The sequence below is a fragment of the Moritella sp. F3 genome, from assembly GCF_015082335.1.
In the GTDB taxonomy this organism is placed as follows: domain Bacteria; phylum Pseudomonadota; class Gammaproteobacteria; order Enterobacterales; family Moritellaceae; genus Moritella.
In genome coordinates this window covers 1-17,107 of record NZ_BLRL01000026.1, presented here as the reverse complement: position 1 = coordinate 17,107, position 17,107 = coordinate 1, and the positions used below count along the sequence as shown (strand labels likewise).

The window sequence follows — 17,107 nt, the reverse complement described above, 5'->3', positions numbered from 1 at the left end:
TTGCTTGAATAAATTGTTAAAGAGCGTTGACCTTGACGCCTTGCGTCGTAGTCAGGCTGCGTATTCTACGCAAACCAGTTTCGAAGTCAAGCATATATTTATGCTTTATTCAGGAAGTTCAAAAAGTAACCGAAGTCACTTTGAATACCTTACTGAGCGGCTGTTGCCGTGTCAGTGAGGCGCCATTATAGGGATTTAACCTTTACAGGCAAGTTATTTATAAAAAAATAATATAGCACTATCAAGCTTGGTTGTTTACCATGCTATTAGCGCATTTAACTAACATACATAACTATATAAGGACAACAATGAGCATTTCACTTCGACAATACCAAGGGATCTCGCCGCAAATAGCTAACACTGCTTATATAGATAAGTCAGCAATTTTAATCGGCGATATAACAATCGCCAGCGATGCGAGCATATGGCCCCTCGTTGCAGCGCGTGGAGACGTAAACAAAATATCGATTGGTGCCCGTACCAATGTACAAGACGGTTGTATATTACATGTAACGCGAAAAAGTGCAGCAAACCCAACCGGCATACCTTTAATTATCGGGGAGGATGTAACCGTAGGTCATAAAGCACTATTACATGCTTGCACTATCGGCAATCGAGTATTAGTCGGGATGGGTGCAATTGTACTCGATGGTGCAATTATCGAAGATGATGTAATGATCGGTGCGGGAACATTAGTCCCACCAAGAAAAACACTAGTCAGTGGCTATCTATATATCGGCAGCCCAGCAAAACAAGCCAGAAAATTAACGAGTGATGAAATTGCATTTTTAAAACTATCGGCAGATAATTACGTGATACTTAAAAATGAATATATAGAAGATAACCAATAGCCCAAACGACAGAGGGCTTAACATGGTGAATACTACGATTAACTTCGGCTATTATACTACTCATATAATGTATATGGTGCTTATATAGTGCGAGCTAATCGTAGTGACCAATATCCGCTAATTAAGCTTAACGGATTAACATTATTTAATTGTTTTTCTTAATGCTGTAAGTACAGGCGCCATAACAGGCGTTACTCCTCGCCAAACATTAAAGCTTTCAGCTGCCTGACCGACCAACATTCCGAGTCCATCAATAACCAGCTCCGCACCTTGCTCAGCCGCCCATAAGTTAAAAGCAGTCGTATCCGCTTTATACATCATGTCATAACAGATCGTACTATTGTCGACTAATTCAGGCGAGATTGCCGGTACTAACCCCGATAAACTGGCTGATGTTGAATTAATAATAAGATCAAAATCCCCCGTTAATGCAGTAAAACTACATGCTGTAATCAGTCCTTTATCATTAAATAACGTGGCTAACTGTTGTGCCTTAGTATCCGTGCGATTTGCTATCACTAATTCTGTAATACCTTGGTCTAATAATGGACCAATAACACCACGGGCTGCACCACCGGCACCTAATAATAGTACCCGTTTATTTGTGAGCGTCGTATATTGCAATAAATCATGTACTAAGCCAAAGCCATCAGTATTATCACCAACGACCTGACCATCATCAGTAAGCAGTAACGTGTTTACAGCGCCAGCAAGTTCTGCACGCGGCGTTAATTTCTGCGCAAATAAAAATGCTTCTTCTTTAAAAGGCACAGTGATATTACAACCTTTACCACCTTGAGCAAAAAAGTGATTCATTGCAACAGTAAAACCATTTATTGGCGCTTCAATGGCGTCATAACTCAGGTCCTGCGCAGTTTGCTGCGCAAATAAGGCGTGGATCATTGGTGATTTACTGTGGTTTATTGGATTACCAAATACGGCATAACGATCCATTCAACATAACTCCTGTAATGAAATAAATAGAAAGAAGATCCTAGTAAACAACGCCTAGCGCATATTGGTCAATAGGTATTATCAGGATTAAGTATGATTAACGGTAGATTTTACCAGTCACTGCATCTGTAATTGTTGTCGGCTGTGCCAGTTCCCCCACAGCAGCATCCACAATAGCACCAAGTAATGGAGCGAGTTGTTGCGTTACTTCAGCTGTAGTAACACAGGGAGTTAACCCTGTTAAGTTAGCGCTCGTTGAAGTAATAGGCCCGCCAAACGCAAGGCACAATTGTTGCACAGTAGGGTGTGCAGAAACACGTACTGCGATACTGTCAAATTGTCCGGTTAACCATTTAGGCACTTGCGCTTTAGCAGGCATAACCCAAGTCGCAGGACCAGGCCAAGTTTGTTTAATATTATCGATTTGCAGCGCAGACAATCTACTCAGATCAACATAATCCTCTAACTGCGCTAAATTAGCGGCGATTAAGATCAGTCCCTTTTCAATCGGGCGTTGTTTGATAGTGAGCAAGCATTGGACTGCCGTTTCATTCATCGGGTCGCAACCCAAGCCAAATACAGCTTCAGTTGGATAAGCAATCACTTGCTGGTTTTTTAACGCGATCACAGCGTTATTAATAGCGGTTGAATTATTCACTAGATTATATCTATTATTAATAGTCATAAATAAAAATGGTAGCTTACGCTACCATTTCTTACACTATAACGACAGTGATAGGCTTAGTTTATTACCAATTACAGTTACAGCTCTTTTAATTTAGCTTGTAATGCTGCGTCTTTAGCAATAATGCTGGCTGCATTAGCTTGACGTTCAGCTTTTACTTTAGCAGCCATTTCTGGATTACCGATAGCTAACATTTGAGCAGCAAGATAACCTGCATTTTTAGCACCAGCGCTACCAATTGCTACAGATGCAACTGGAACACCGCCAGGCATTTGCACTGTTGATAATAACGCGTCCATACCTTGTAGCGGGCCTGCGTCAATTGGCACACCAATAACAGGGTGCGTTGTGATACCTGCTACTGCGCCAGCTAGATGTGCAGCTAGACCAGCAGCACAGATAAATACAGCACAACCACGACTTTCAGCATCAGTCACGTACTGATGTGTCGCTGCTGGAGTACGGTGAGCAGAAGTTACTTTTACTTCATACTTAATTTCAAATGATTTAAGTACGTTCAGCGTAGCCTGCATCACAGGTAAATCTGAATCTGAGCCCATTAATACTGCAACAAATTGTGTAGACATAATTATTCCCTTTCCGTATGAGTTATTTTTAATTGGTTAAATTAATCGATAGTGTTAATCACTATTCTAATAAAGCACGCTTATAGCCACAGCTTTTCTGCGGACAAATAAGTTGTTTTCCATTACTGGTTTTCTTTTCCACTAAAATGCCCCATTTACACTCGGGGCACTCTTCTGAAACAGGTTTGAAATTAATAATGTATTTACACTTAGGGTATTTATTACAAGAATAAAATATCTTGCCGAAACGTGATTTTTTCTGCAGTAGTTCACCCGACTTACACTGTGGACAGCCGACACCAGTCTCATCTGGCGTTTCTGTTTTCGACATATAATTACAAGTGGGGAATTGGGTGCAACCGATGAAAAAGCCATAACGGCCGCGTTTCAATGCGAGTTCATGCTGACATTCTGGACATTCAGAACCGACAAGTACCTTGTCATCTTCAAAATGAGATTGATTTGATAATGGGCGTGAATAATCACAAGTTGGATAATTATTGCAACCTAAAAAGGGCCCGGATTTGGCATTCTTAATACTTAACTCAGCACCGCATTGCGGGCACGTCTCGTACTCTTTCTCCAAGGCATGTTCATGAACTGTAAACAATTTTTCGTCATTTCTAGACATTTGAACAATTTTTAAGTAAATAATTGATGGGCGAATATTAGCAAAACTGACATATTATGCCAGTAATTAATGAATTAAAATCGCCCTCTCACAGTTTTATTCAGTTTTAATGCAAGTAATTGTGCGCTTTTTCATGCACTAATTCTTCCATTTTTAGATAGGCTTGCTCACCATTTGGTACGTTAAAAAGCACCATTAGAATTACCCATTTAATATCTTCAAGATCTAGATTGGTATTTTCTAATTCAACTAAGCGGGCAATGGCCATTTCTCTGGTTTCAGTGTTAAGTACATTAATATGTTCTAAAAATAACAGAAAACCACGGCATTCAGTATTTATGTAAAATTGCTCATTCTCAGTGTAGATCCGCATCGACTCGACACTTGAAACCTGCAGATGAGTTTGTACATCACCACTGCGCAGCTCGACCAAATTTTCAATCCAAGTAATCGCTTTATGTATTTCAGCTTCAGCAAAACCAGCCTGAATTAGCTCATCTAGTAAGTTATCTCGATCAACTAAGAACTCAGATTCATTTTGTTCATAAAAATTTTCGAAAAGATAAATAAGTATATCTAACATTAGCCCCTCCGTTGCGATCTAACATAACCACCGGGCACAGCATTGATCCAATTATCAAGTTCCAGTTCAATTAAACTCGTTAATACTTGGCTAACAGATTGTTGGCTACGCTCAGCAATTAGGTCTGCTGTCGTTACTTCATAACCGACATTATCTAAGATAATTTGATTTGGCAATGAAACAGTTTCGGGTTCTGAGTTGAACAGGTCTGTTTGCTTAAAATTCGTACGCACATTTATATATGTGAGTTCATCTGTAATATCACTGGTTTGGGTGATTAATTTCGCCCCTTGCTGGATCAGGTAGTGACAGCCTGCAGCGGCGGGATTATCAATAACACCAGGTAAAGCAAAGACTTCTCTGCCTTGTTCAAGGGCATAACGTGCAGATATCAATGAACCGCTGTTTAGTGCGGCCTCAACCACAACTACACCAAGGGATAAGCCACTAACAATACGGTTTCGGCGTGGGAAATGCTCAGGTCTTGCTTGGGTGAAAGGACTAAACTCAGACACCAAGGCGCCTAGCTCTCGGATATGCTGAGCTAACTTGAGGTGGCGTTTAGGGTAAACACTTGCCAAACCGGACCCCAACACTGCGATTGTTTCACCTTTGACAGCTAAAGCACTACGGTGACACTCACTATCAATACCAATCGCGAGACCACTGGTGATAACGAATCCTAATTGCGCTAATTCTGCCGCAAAGCAGTGAGCATACCTTTTACCATAATAACTCGGTGCTCGTGTACCCACCATGGCGATTTGTGGTTGCGATATTAATTCAACATTACCTTCGAGATACAAAAGTAAGGGTGGAGCAGGAATGTTTTTTAATGTCAGTGGGTAGTGACTAGCGGTGATAGGAATTAAGTAACGATTTTCTTGCTCTGCCAACCAATTTAAATTGCGATCAATAACCTGCCAATTCGGATTTAGGATGGCCTGTTGCTGCGCGGTATCTAGACCGAGTGATTGTAGATACTGCGCAGAACTGGTAAATAATTTAGTTAATGACGTTTTCTGTAATAATTTTAGCGCTCGACTGCCCCCGATTTTGGGGACTTCATATAATGCTAACCAATATTTATCTTCTTCATTAACCATCATTACACGTTACCTAATTATCATAAGTTACTTACCTTATCGTTAAGTTTAATCACTTGTGAGCTATGTGTAATAAGCGCGAGGCTTACTTTATCGTAAACTTTGAACACCATCATTTCTCCGACCCGTTCATCTGGGAGCTGTAGCTCATTTTTGTCCGAAAATAGTTTATCGTATTGGTTAACTTGATCACCATAATCAAAATCAAGGTCTTGCTCATGACGAACAATCGTCTTACCGCGTTTTAATACCGCGAATACATCACCAGCACCGACGCTATCACGCCAGCCCCGGTTAATAACAACCACATCATTTTTACCAATTGCACTGTACTGCTCATCAGCGGCAACAATCAAACCGTCACTCGCCAATTGGAAATTACGAGGCTGAAAATAAACCGGTAGCCGATCTTGTTCAGGCATAGGCAGCAATCGGTCGCCTTTACGCGCTTCTTTACTACTTTTTAAAATTGATAATTTCGCTGGGATCGTTTCCGTACCAGAATTAACAACGCGCGCAATCGCAATGAACTCGACTTCGTTACCCAATTTTTCATTCGTCATTGGGTCAGTATAAATACGCCCGCGGCGATAAATACCGTATTGACCGGGCTTTAACGAACTTGATGCAAATATGCTATGACCCACAATGAAGGTGCTATTACCATCATTGTTACCTAAGATCACGGGAGCTTGTTTTAATTTTTCATTCGTCGCAACATAATCACGACTCAGAAACGAATTGATTAATTTTAACGGTATCGTCGGAATAGCACGGTTACCTTTTAATTCAGGTCGGGCTTTAGGGGACACTTTGATTATGCGTTTACGCACATGATTACGTACTAAACGTGGTTGGCCATCAACAAAGATTAATTGTAGTTTGTCGCCGGGGTAGATAAGATGCGGATCAGCTAATACAGGGTTTGCATCCCATAACTGTGGCCACAGCCAAGGGCTTTGTAAATATTTACTTGATATATCCCAGAGCGTATCGCCTTCTTTAACGATGTATTCAGTGGGATATTGATTTTTTAAGTTTAAGCTATCAGCATGCGCTAAAAAAGGTAAAATAGCGGCCAAAGCAAAGATCAAACGACGTTTTATGGACATATCCTTTCCTAATTGTTGTTTGAACGCTTATATTTATAGTGATTATTGTAACGTTTTACGTCAAAATTAAGCGTTATTTGAATCCATTCAAAATAAGAAAGTACCATGGCTATATTAGAAGTTTTACATTTTCCTGATGATCGATTGAAAAAGATTGCTCAACCTGTGCAGGAAATCACACCAGCAACACAAATCATAATCGATAACATGCTCGAAACCATGTATGCCGAAGAAGGCATTGGTTTAGCGGCTGTACAAGTCAATATTTTACAGCGCATTGTTGTTATCGATGTGTCAGGAAAACGCGATGAACCTCTGATCCTAATCAACCCAGAGATTACCGAAAAACACGGTGATACGGGAATTGAAGAAGGTTGCCTATCGGTACCAGAATCACGTGCTTTCGTGCCCCGCGCGGAAAGCGTGACAGTAACAGCATTAGACCGTGACGGAAATAAGTTTACACTAGAAGCTCATGATTTATTAGCCATTTGTTTACAACACGAAGTTGATCATCTGAATGGCAAATTGTTCATTGACTACTTATCGCCACTGAAACAGCAAAGAATTCGAAAAAAGCTAGAAAAGCTAGCACGTCAAAACAAATAAGAATACAAACTAGGAATTAACCTTGACCAAACCACTACGAATTATTTTTGCCGGCACACCTGATTTTGCCGCCAAACACCTCTCTGCATTAATAAATTCAGAGCATGAAGTGATCGCAGCATATAGCCAGCCCGATCGCCCAGCAGGACGTGGCAAAAAACTAAAACCAAGTGATGTAAAACAACTTGCAGTTAGCCATGATATCCCAGTATTCCAACCTGTTAGTTTACGCAATGAAGACGCTCAACAAGCATTAGCAGCGTTAAATGCTGACTTAATGGTTGTCGTAGCCTACGGCTTGATCCTGCCGCAAATAGTACTTGATACACCACGCTTAGGCTGTATTAACGTGCATGGTTCATTACTACCAAGATGGCGCGGAGCAGCACCAATTCAGCGTTCAATTTGGGCTGGTGATGCAGAAACAGGCGTCACGATTATGCAAATGGATTTAGGCCTTGATACAGGGGCGATGTTACATAAAGTGACATGCCCGATTGCAGATGATGAAACCAGTGCCAGTTTATATGACAAACTAGCAGAACTTGGTCCACAAGGTTTACTAGAAACATTAGCACAAATCAGTAACAACACCGCTGTTGCGCAAGTGCAAGATAACGAACAATCAAACTATGCAGCCAAGCTAAGTAAAGAAGAAGCAAACATAGATTGGACTCAATCTGCTGTAGAGATTGAACGTCAAGTCCGTGCTTTTAACCCTTGGCCTGTAAGCTACACCCAAATTGCTGAACAGAATGTTAAAATTTGGCAAACAAGCGTCAGTGAAGAAACAACAGATGCACACCCAGGTACTGTAATAGCAGCAACCAAACAAGGTATTCAAGTCGCAACTGGCAATGGTGTGTTAACGTTATTAAACATGCAACTTGCTGGTAAGAAAGCGATGCCAGTGCAAGATATATTAAACGCTCGTAAAGAGTGGTTTACTGTCGGTCAATTACTTAATTCTATTTAATATTTATAACCGTTTAGCGATGTTAAACGGTTCTACTGCGGATATATATACATGAAAACCAGAGCTAGCGCTGCAAAAGTACTTTACCAAGTAGTTGATAGAGGCCAGTCATTGACGACAGCCTTACCGATTGCACAGCAATTATTACCTGCCAAGGATCGTGCTTTACTACAGGAGATCTGTTACGGCGTGCTGCGCTGGTTGCCGCGTCTTGAGTTTATTAGTCGTCAACTAATGAGCAAACCATTGATTGGTAAGCAAAGACCTGTCCATTTCTTAATTTTAGTGGGTATCTACCAACTAAAATATATGCGTATCCCTGCACACGCTGCCGTAGCTGAAACAGTTAACGCAATTAAAGTATTAAAATCACCTAAATTAAGTGGTTTAGTCAATGCCATTTTACGTAACTACCAGCGTCAACAAGAAGACCTAGAAGTCCTAGCTGACGGTAACGATGCATGTAAATTTGGTCACCCAGGTTGGTTAATCAAACGAATTAAAGCCGCTTACCCAAAGCAGTGGCAAGATGTATTAATGGCAAACAACGAGCGCCCGCCAATGTGGATCCGCGTTAACCAACAACATCATAATCGGGAAGATTACCAAGCATTATTGGCCGCAGACGACATTGTAGCTGACATAGTTGAAAGTGCTGATTCTGCTTTACGCTTAGAAAAGCCGACTGATGTTTACAAACTTGCTGGTTTTGCTGAAGGCCATAGCTCAGTACAAGATGGCGCAGCACAATTTGCCGCGCAATTCTTAGATGCACAGCCAGGTGAGCTAGTACTTGATGCATGTGCAGCTCCAGGTGGTAAAACAGCGCACATTTTAGAACGTCAACCAGCACTAAAACATCTTGTAGCGGTTGATTTTGATGAAATGCGTCTAGCACGCGTGCAAGAAAATCTAACCCGTATGCAGTTAGAAGCAGAGCTCATTCATGGTGATGCCAGCAAGCCTGATGATTGGTGGAAAGGTGATAAATTTGACCGTATTCTGCTAGATGCGCCTTGTAGTGCAACCGGTGTTATTCGTCGTCATCCGGATATCAAATGGTTACGTCGCGATTCAGATATAGCACCATTAGTACAACTGCAATCTGAAATTTTAGATGCGATGTGGCAGCAACTTAAACCAGGTGGCACACTGTTATACGCAACATGTTCAATTCTACCAGCTGAAAACAGTGAGCAAATTAGCCAGTTTGTAGCACGTACCACTGATGCAGTGCTAGTACCACTAAATGCAAACAGTGAAGACAAAGCATTTAGCTGGCAGATCCTACCTAATACCCAAGGTATGGATGGGTTCTTCTACGCAAAATTACAAAAAAAAGCGTAACGATCACCAGGTACTGAGTATCTACAGCCCTTATAGCCAATTGATAAACCATTGTCACTTGGCTATAAACCATTGGCGTTATTCAATTTTTATCTTAATTAAACCTTAGCTTGGTTCAACTTTAGTTTAGATAGGCGTAGAATAGCGTTATCAAAACAGATCACGACAATTTTATTTGGTGCGAGGTTAAATGAAAATCATCATTATCGGGGCAGGCCAAGTTGGCGGCACACTAGCTGAAAACCTAGTAGGTGAGAATAATGACATTACCATTATCGACCGCGATGGCTCTAGCCTAAGAAATTTACAAGATAAATTTGATCTACGTGTTGTTGAAGGTCACGGGGCTAACCCAGACGTACTTCGCGAAGCGGGGGCCCAAGATGCCGATATGCTCGTCGCAGTAACCAACAATGACGAAACCAATATGATCGCTTGTCAGGTTGCTTACACCCTATTTAATACCCCCAATAAAATCGCTCGGATCAGAAACGAATCTTATCTAGACCACAAAGAAACCTTATTTCACAACGGGGCGATCGCGGTTGATCACTTAATCGCACCCGAGCAACTGGTTACCGATTATATTAAACGTCTTATCGACTACCCTGGTGCACTGCAAGTAGTCAACTTTGCGAACAACAAAGTCGGACTGGTTGCATTAAAAGCCTATTACGGTGGTCCATTGGTCGGTAATGCGCTTGCTGCATTACGTGAGCACATGCCCAATGTTGAAGCGCGTGTGGCGGCCATTTTCCGTCAAGGCAAGCCGATCCGTCCACTCGGCACCACTATTATTGAAGCCGATGACGAAGTTTTCTTTGTCTCTGCAAGTAACAATATCCGCGCAGTGATGAGTGAGCTACAAAAACTCGAAAACCCTTACCGCCGTATTATTATCGCTGGCGGTGGTAATATTGGTGCTGCACTTGCGGGTCGTTTAGAACGCGATTATTCGGTAAAACTGATCGAACGTAATATCACTCGCGCAGAACAGTTATCAGAAATGCTCAACAATACCATCGTATTCTGTGGGGATGCATCCGACCAAGAATTGCTCAATGAAGAGCATATTGATCAAACGGATGTATTTATTGCCGTCACCAATGATGACGAAGCAAATATTATGTCAGCCATGCTCGCTAAACGCATGGGCGCGAAAAAAGCCATGGTACTCATTCAACGCGGTGCTTATGTCGATCTTGTGCAAGGTGGTACAATTGATATTGCGATCTCACCGCAACAAGCGACCATTTCAGCGCTATTAACCCATGTCCGCCGTGCTGGTATCGCCAATGTTTATTCATTACGTCGTGGTGCAGCAGAAGCGATTGAAGCAATTGCTTATGGCGATAAATTAACATCTCGCGTTGTTGGCCGCACTGTCGGTAGTTTAAAACTGCCAGTAGGAACGACAATTGGTGCGATAGTGCGTAATGATGCAGTATTGATTGCCCATGACAAAACCGTGATTGAACAAGATGATCACGTCGTTATGTTTTTAGTTGATAAAAAGTTCATCCCAGATGTAGAGAAACTTTTCCAACCTAGTCCATTTTTCTTATAAACACATATAGAACCTTGCTTCATGGTTAATTTAAAACCCATATTATTTATGGCAAGTGTGGTATTACGTGCCCTTGCCTTATTCATGATTGCGCCATTGGTATTAGCTATATATACCGATGGCCATGGCGTGCCAGAATTCTTTAAATCCATCGTTATTACGACGATTGCATCGGGTTTATTTTGGCATAAAGGTCGTTCTAAAGAATTCAAACTCGGTATCCGCGAAATGTTTTTGCTGACGACCTGTGTGTGGATAATTGCGTCTGCCTTTGCAGCTCTACCACTCATGCTGATCCAGCATATCAGCTATACTGATGCTTATTTTGAAACCATGTCAGGTATCACCACCACTGGCTCTACCGTATTATCAAATTTAGATAGCACTGCGCACAGTGTCTTGTTGTGGCGTTCGATTTTACAGTGGCTCGGTGGTGTTGGTTTTGTGGTGATGGGCGTAGCTGTATTACCTTACCTCAACGTCGGTGGCATGCGTTTATTCCAAACTGAATCATCTGATTGGTCTGATAAAAACACCGCCAAAACACAACATACCGCCGCCTACGTAATGTATGTTTATTTAAGCTTAACCATGCTGTGTTATTTCGGTTATCTAAGCGCTGGAATGACCAGTTTCGAAGCTGTGAATCATGCCATGACTACCTTATCGACAGGTGGTTATTCCACTTCCGATCAATCGATGGCGCATTTCTCCAACGCTGCGCAATGGAATGGTACCTTCTTTATGTTTTTGGGGGGCTTGCCTTTCTTGCTCTTGATCACTGCCATTCACCGCCGCAATATCAAAGTCCTGATTAAGGATGCTCAGATCATCGGCTTTGCCAAACTGGTACTGATCATGACACTCACTATGTCGCTATACCTCTGGCAAAAAGATGTTTTCAGTCTCACCGATGCTATACGTATTAGTATGTTTAATATTGTATCAGTGGTCACGACAACGGGTTTCGGCTTAACAGATTTCGGTACTTGGGGGGAATTTACAACGGTATTATTTGCTGGTTTAATGTTTACCGGAGCCTGTTCTGGCTCGACATCAGGCGGCATTAAAATTTTCCGCTTTCAAATTGCCTTTACCTTATTTCGCAAGCAAATGTCACAGCTAGTTCATCCATCGGGGGTGTTTAGACAGCACTACAACGGTCGTAATGTCAATGATGTGATAGTGCGCTCAGTGGTTGCTTTTGGCAGCGCCTTTATTGCCACGATCGCCATATTAGCGGCGATATTGAGCCTACTCGGATTAGATCCTATCACCAGTATTACTGGCGCCATAACAGCGGTTGCGAATGTGGGTCCAGGATTAGGGCCAGTCATCGGTCCGTCAGGTAACTTTGCTAGCCTACCCGATAGCGCAAAATGGGCGCTCAGTTTAGGTATGCTAATGGGAAGATTAGAGATCATGACGGTGTTAGTGCTCATAACCCCTGCATTTTGGAAAGGTTAACTCTAGTACTAAGTTAGAGCTAAGCTAGAACTAGAGTCAAGACAAAGCGTTATTCCAATAAGTTAACACTGCTTTTTTCGATTAGTTCGGCAGGTAATGGTTTTTTAACCTCAACACCCAGTTCCACAAATTGCTGTGCTTGTTTGATTAAATTACCTTTGCCTGTTGCCAGGCGCTTCATCGCCGAATCGTAACTATCCTGCGCTTTGTCTAATGCCACGCCCATATCTTGCATATCATCACTAAACAAACGTAATTTCTCGTAGATCTTACCCGCACGTTCTGCGATTAACTGCGCATTCTGATTCTGACGTTCATAACGCCATAAATTATCAATGGTACGTAAGGCTATTAATAAATTAGTCGGACTCACCAACATAATATTATTATCCAATGCAAATTTCATTAAACTCGGATCAGCCTCTAAAGCCGCAAGAAATGCCGGTTCTACAGCCACAAACAGCAACACATAGTCTAATGTTTTCAAACCTTGTAATAAATGATAATCCTTACGCCCTAATTCACGAATATGGCTACGCACAGAGCTCACATGCTCTTGTAATGCTTGTTTTCGTGTAATGTCATCTTCAGCATTAAAATAACGTTCGTAGGCAGTTAATGACACTTTCGAATCAACCACCACATCTTTATCTTGTGGCAAATGCACAATCACATCGGGCTGGAAACGCTTGCCGTGTTCATTATTAAGACTCACTTGCACATCGTATTCATGGCCTTCACGTAACCCAGATTCCGACAAAATACGCGCTAAAATAACTTCGCCCCAATTACCTTGTTGCTTGTTATCACCTTTCAATGCCTTCGTCAGGTTAGCCGTCTCACTCGACATAAGCTGATACACTTGCTGTAACCGAGCGACTTCAGATTGCAGGCTGTGACGCTCTTTCGCCTCATTAGAATACACCTCCTGAACTTGTTGTTTAAAACCTTCAAGTTGGGTTTTTAATGGCGACAACAGTAATTCCACACTAGACTTATTTAGTTCTTTAAAATTGTCGGTTTTACTATCAAAAATCTTATTCGCTAGATTTTCAAATTGCTGTTGTAAACGTTGTTCTGATTGCGCTTGCAATGCCAATTTTTCTTCACTGGCTTGGCGTTCTGTTTGCAGGCGAATATCACTTTCACGTAATCGTGACATCACTTTAATTAACTGGTTGTTTTGCGACTCTAATTTTAATTTGTTGTTATCATGTTCTTGCTGTAACTGCTCATAATTGTAATTAACGTTATCCAATTGCTGCTCTAACAACTCAACATCATGACCTAACGTTTGCATAGAGAATGTCGCTTGCTGATTTTTACGAATCGCAATCAGCGCACAAATAATCGCGACACACGTCGCGGCGATATAAGGTAAGACTGGAAACAAAGAATCAATACTCATAAAATAAATCAATGACGGAAGAAGGAGCTATGTGACAATGTGCGGTCGATGTATAACCACGTAGCAAGACAGCTAAGATAGAGGAAGAAAATAATCCATTTGTGATAATTTGCACCACTATCAATATCAGCAAATGGGACGTCACCAATCACGCTGTATAGCCAGATAACAAGTGGAAAGAATAAAAAAACGAGCAGTTTCCAGATAATCTTTAACGTCGGGCGATGTACCGTTATCGCTTTCATCAACATATTCCTTAATCACAGGGCTTAATCATCGCGCTTAACAATAACACTTAAATGTCAGCGTTAATAATACTGAAAATAGATAATGATGTTAGCCTAACCTGCTCAAGATTAAAACTAATCTACTGAGGATAATCACAATCACAGCACATTTCAGATAAAATAATGCAGATTAATTAGCCATCCCCCTTGAAACGAGACAAAATACCCCAATTTGTAATTTTCAGTTATTTTTTACCAAAGTTGGGTTAATAACCCATATATTATGGACAATGAAAATGTCTGTTATGCTAATTAATTATAATCCGAATACGAAATAGGTAATATATATGAGCGATTTTATGAATGAAGGCCAAGTTGCCTATTTCAAAGATAAACTAGAATCAGAGCAAACTGAGATCCGAGCACGCATTGAGAACCAATCAACGAATGTTGTTATCTCTGATAGTAACGAAATGGCAGACGAAATTGATCGCGCAGCCATGGAAGAAGCTCATCGTTTAGAGCTAAATCGCATTGATCACGATAAGTTGCACATCAAAAAGATCGTTAAAGCATTACATCGCATCGATAGCGGTGATTATGGCTATTGTGATGGCTGTGGTGATGAAATATCGATTAAGCGCTTACAGGCTCGTCCTGAGTCGCGTTTATGCTTAGAATGTCAGTCAACTAAAGAGTTTACTGACCACAGCTTGTACCGCCGTTAATACTGCGCAATACAATCAAATAGCCAACTCAGGTTGTTCGCTATAATACGATAAAAGACGGAAGGTATTAACAAATCCATGTTATTACTTTCCTCATATCTCATTCCGTATTAATCTGTAATATCTCCCACCCAAACCGCAATAGGAATGCATCGATGTTAAAGCCATTATCAGCCAATTTTAAGAAATTCAGTTTATTATCATTACTTGTCAGCAGTGTTGCGCTAAGTGGTTGTAGTGATGATGAGTCAGGTAAGATTAGCCTCGGTTTATTTACCACTAAAGATATCAAGATCAATAGTTTCATTGATCCAGCAATACCAGGCGTCACTTGTCATGTCAGCCATATTGAAGCCGATTTAGATTTTTCAGACCCATCAGATATGGGCATCGCATGTCGTCAAACAGGTGAGATAACAGCAGCAATGCTGGCGACTATTGACACTTCGAAAGGCGGTGAAGTGATCTTCAAGCAATCGAAGAGCATCTTATTTAAATCACTCAAAATTCGTCGAATTTATGATGCTGATAGCCAAAGCTTATTGTATGTGTCGTACTCGACCAAAGAGATTAATGGTAGCTATAAACATTCATTGTCAACAGTGCCGTTATGGGCAACTAAAGCTTGGCAGGCTCCAGTGGTCGCAGTAAAAAAATAGCTCGTCGTAGAGTAAATTGATACGCTAAAAAGCATAAAGCCACTGACGACAGTGGCTTTATATTTATGTTCAATGCTAATTATTGATCATGCGAACTTAAAATTCCGCAATAATGCCCATGCTCATCACTTCTGAAAACAACAGTAATACCGTTGTCAATGACACAATATTTGGCGTGTACTCTTGCTTGGTATAAAGCGGGATAGTCCACACACCCAATGCCAGTAATAAGATAATCGCACGGTAAATAACAAACTCTTGGATCACACTGATATTGCTTGGCTCAGCATGCATACTTGCAACAACTAACAAGCCCAGCATCAGCAATACACTGCTCGCGATACCTACGACAGGCAAAATAACATTGAAGGCCTGTAAACGATGTTTAGCACGTAATAAGATAACATGTGCGAATACCGCCCCCAATAATACCGATTCTAATAGTAACAATGGTTGCTGTTGCTGCCACAAGACTAATAAACCCGTTATCACAGCCAGCGCGATAGGCAAGCGCAGCCACGTACTCGGAATAGCCCGTTTACCCTCTAGCCGTGATTGAATCAAGTTTTGTATAATACCAATAAATACTGCGACACCACCAATAACTAGGGTTGCAGTCGTTGCATATACCTCGATACCAATCATCAAGCCCAATGCCAATACCGCCCAGATTGAGATCATATTTTCGGTAATACGTTTACACTGCCCAGGACATACTTCACCTTTAGATAATACCAGCGCTAAAAAGCAAGCAGCGGCAATCGGCATCATGACAATGATAGGATAAACTTGTTGATAAAAACTGATTTCAGTCACGTGGCAACCCTTAGACAATACTAGATTCAAGTAAATTAGGTGCGAGAGTATATCAGTGTCATCTGAAGGTGATAATCAATAATTGCTTAAATTTGATATTTTAAATGCAGACCACGCAGATAATCAAAACTCAGGCAAAAAAAAGCCCACTCTCTAAGAATGGGCTTAACCTGTTTACTCTAGACTTTATTACCATGCTCTTGCTCTGAAATTAATGGTTCAACACCTAATATACGAGAAAGTAAGTCAGCTTCATTCAAATTGTCATCACTGAGTTGTACTTTAACTAACAGTGATTCAAATTGGCTTTGTTGCAAAACCTCAGAAATTCCCGTCATGCCACCTGCCGTTTTTAGCAAGGATGATATAACCGTATTCGATCCTGAATCTCGTTGTTTAACATCCCATTTTCCATTCATAACACCCCCTTATAGTCCCTTATTTCTATCCCTTAGAAATATAATGAATGCCCATAAAAACACATTCACGTAATCAGTGGAATCATCAGTCAGCGAGATTGAGAGGTAAAACGGATAAATGACCAGGTGTCATATCAAGCGCAATAAGAACTGTGAAGTCACTGCAAATAAATGATATGAATTAAATCGTTAGCGCAGGAGAATACAAATAGATAAATAACAGCAGTATAATGAAGTGTCTGAAACGAAAAAAGCCTGCTCAATGAGCAGGCTTTCTCGACTTCCAATTTCTTGGAATAATAAGTGGTCGGTGATAGAGGATTCGAACCTCTGACCCCCTGGTCCCAAACCAGGTGCGCTACCAAGCTGCGCTAA

The 17,107-nt window shown here is 41.2% G+C and carries 19 protein-coding genes; 8 read left to right on the top strand and 11 right to left on the bottom strand.

All coding sequences use genetic code 11. From position 1 onward, the window contains the following. Positions 1–308 precede the first annotated feature (308 nt). Positions 309–851: a gamma carbonic anhydrase family protein gene (locus JFU56_RS22265; RefSeq protein WP_198439407.1), complete on the top strand. Its 543-nt coding sequence runs from the start codon at positions 309–311 to the stop codon at positions 849–851. 141 nt (positions 852–992) lie between these two features. Here the strand turns inward: JFU56_RS22265 and aroE are convergent, their stop codons facing one another. The 7 genes from aroE to JFU56_RS22230 all read right to left on the bottom strand — a co-directional run bounded on the left by aroE (position 993) and on the right by JFU56_RS22230 (position 6,509). Further along, a complete protein-coding gene (gene aroE, locus JFU56_RS22260) occupies positions 993–1,805 on the bottom strand; it encodes a shikimate dehydrogenase (RefSeq protein ID WP_198439406.1) in 813 nt (270 codons plus the stop codon). Between the two features lie 97 nt (positions 1,806–1,902). Then, complete coding sequence (locus JFU56_RS22255) at positions 1,903–2,490, bottom strand: L-threonylcarbamoyladenylate synthase (RefSeq protein ID WP_198439405.1); 588 nt, start codon at positions 2,488–2,490, stop codon at positions 1,903–1,905. Between the two features lie 77 nt (positions 2,491–2,567). After that, positions 2,568–3,077 (bottom strand): 5-(carboxyamino)imidazole ribonucleotide mutase, encoded by a 510-nt coding sequence (gene purE, locus JFU56_RS22250; RefSeq protein ID WP_198439404.1) that lies wholly within the window; start codon positions 3,075–3,077, stop codon positions 2,568–2,570. A gap of 61 nt (positions 3,078–3,138) precedes the next feature. Next, the gene (locus JFU56_RS22245; protein ID WP_198439403.1) at positions 3,139–3,708 is read right to left on the bottom strand and encodes a type I DNA topoisomerase; all 570 of its coding nucleotides are present in this window, start codon (positions 3,706–3,708) and stop codon (positions 3,139–3,141) included. Positions 3,709–3,814: 106 nt separating this feature from the next. Further along, complete coding sequence (locus JFU56_RS22240; RefSeq protein ID WP_198439402.1) at positions 3,815–4,291, bottom strand: DUF494 family protein; 477 nt, start codon at positions 4,289–4,291, stop codon at positions 3,815–3,817. Beyond that, on the bottom strand, positions 4,291–5,400 hold the full coding sequence (gene dprA / locus JFU56_RS22235) for a DNA-processing protein DprA (protein ID WP_242066052.1): 1,110 nt from the start codon (positions 5,398–5,400) through the stop codon (positions 4,291–4,293). The genes JFU56_RS22240 and dprA overlap by 1 nt, the downstream gene beginning before the upstream one ends. A 17-nt stretch (positions 5,401–5,417) precedes the next feature. Further along, a complete protein-coding gene (locus JFU56_RS22230) occupies positions 5,418–6,509 on the bottom strand; it encodes a LysM peptidoglycan-binding domain-containing protein (protein WP_198439401.1) in 1,092 nt (363 codons plus the stop codon). Positions 6,510–6,614: 105 nt separating this feature from the next. Between JFU56_RS22230 and def the strand changes: the two genes are divergently transcribed. The 5 genes from def to JFU56_RS22205 all read left to right on the top strand — a co-directional run bounded on the left by def (position 6,615) and on the right by JFU56_RS22205 (position 12,475). Then, on the top strand, positions 6,615–7,118 hold the full coding sequence (def, locus tag JFU56_RS22225; RefSeq protein WP_198439400.1) for a peptide deformylase: 504 nt from the start codon (positions 6,615–6,617) through the stop codon (positions 7,116–7,118). A gap of 22 nt (positions 7,119–7,140) precedes the next feature. Further along, positions 7,141–8,094: a methionyl-tRNA formyltransferase gene (gene fmt, locus JFU56_RS22220; RefSeq protein WP_198439399.1), complete on the top strand. Its 954-nt coding sequence runs from the start codon at positions 7,141–7,143 to the stop codon at positions 8,092–8,094. 51 nt (positions 8,095–8,145) lie between these two features. Then, positions 8,146–9,441, top strand: a complete 1,296-nt coding sequence (gene rsmB, locus JFU56_RS22215; protein ID WP_198439398.1) for a 16S rRNA (cytosine(967)-C(5))-methyltransferase RsmB — start codon at positions 8,146–8,148, stop codon at positions 9,439–9,441. Between the two features lie 190 nt (positions 9,442–9,631). Then, positions 9,632–11,008: a Trk system potassium transporter TrkA gene (gene trkA, locus JFU56_RS22210; RefSeq protein ID WP_198439397.1), complete on the top strand. Its 1,377-nt coding sequence runs from the start codon at positions 9,632–9,634 to the stop codon at positions 11,006–11,008. A gap of 21 nt (positions 11,009–11,029) precedes the next feature. Next, entirely contained in the window at positions 11,030–12,475 is a 1,446-nt protein-coding gene (locus tag JFU56_RS22205; protein WP_198439396.1) for a TrkH family potassium uptake protein, read from the top strand. A gap of 49 nt (positions 12,476–12,524) precedes the next feature. Here JFU56_RS22205 and rmuC read toward each other — a convergent pair whose 3' ends face one another. Next, on the bottom strand, positions 12,525–13,883 hold the full coding sequence (gene rmuC / locus JFU56_RS22200) for a DNA recombination protein RmuC (RefSeq protein WP_198439395.1): 1,359 nt from the start codon (positions 13,881–13,883) through the stop codon (positions 12,525–12,527). An 8-nt stretch (positions 13,884–13,891) separates the two neighbouring features. After that, a complete protein-coding gene (locus JFU56_RS22195) occupies positions 13,892–14,128 on the bottom strand; it encodes a hypothetical protein (RefSeq protein ID WP_198439394.1) in 237 nt (78 codons plus the stop codon). Between the two features lie 329 nt (positions 14,129–14,457). Between JFU56_RS22195 and JFU56_RS22190 the strand changes: the two genes are divergently transcribed. Together JFU56_RS22190 and JFU56_RS22185 are read left to right on the top strand one after the other, a co-directional pair. Next, complete coding sequence (locus JFU56_RS22190) at positions 14,458–14,838, top strand: TraR/DksA C4-type zinc finger protein (RefSeq protein ID WP_198439393.1); 381 nt, start codon at positions 14,458–14,460, stop codon at positions 14,836–14,838. A gap of 155 nt (positions 14,839–14,993) precedes the next feature. After that, positions 14,994–15,497 (top strand): CreA family protein, encoded by a 504-nt coding sequence (locus JFU56_RS22185; protein ID WP_198439392.1) that lies wholly within the window; start codon positions 14,994–14,996, stop codon positions 15,495–15,497. 96 nt (positions 15,498–15,593) lie between these two features. Here the strand turns inward: JFU56_RS22185 and JFU56_RS22180 are convergent, their stop codons facing one another. Both JFU56_RS22180 and JFU56_RS22175 read right to left on the bottom strand, forming a co-directional pair. Then, entirely contained in the window at positions 15,594–16,313 is a 720-nt protein-coding gene (locus tag JFU56_RS22180) for a hypothetical protein (RefSeq protein WP_198439391.1), read from the bottom strand. Positions 16,314–16,492: 179 nt separating this feature from the next. After that, on the bottom strand, positions 16,493–16,732 hold the full coding sequence (locus tag JFU56_RS22175; RefSeq protein ID WP_198439390.1) for a hypothetical protein: 240 nt from the start codon (positions 16,730–16,732) through the stop codon (positions 16,493–16,495). Between the last annotated feature and the right edge of the window lie 375 nt (positions 16,733–17,107).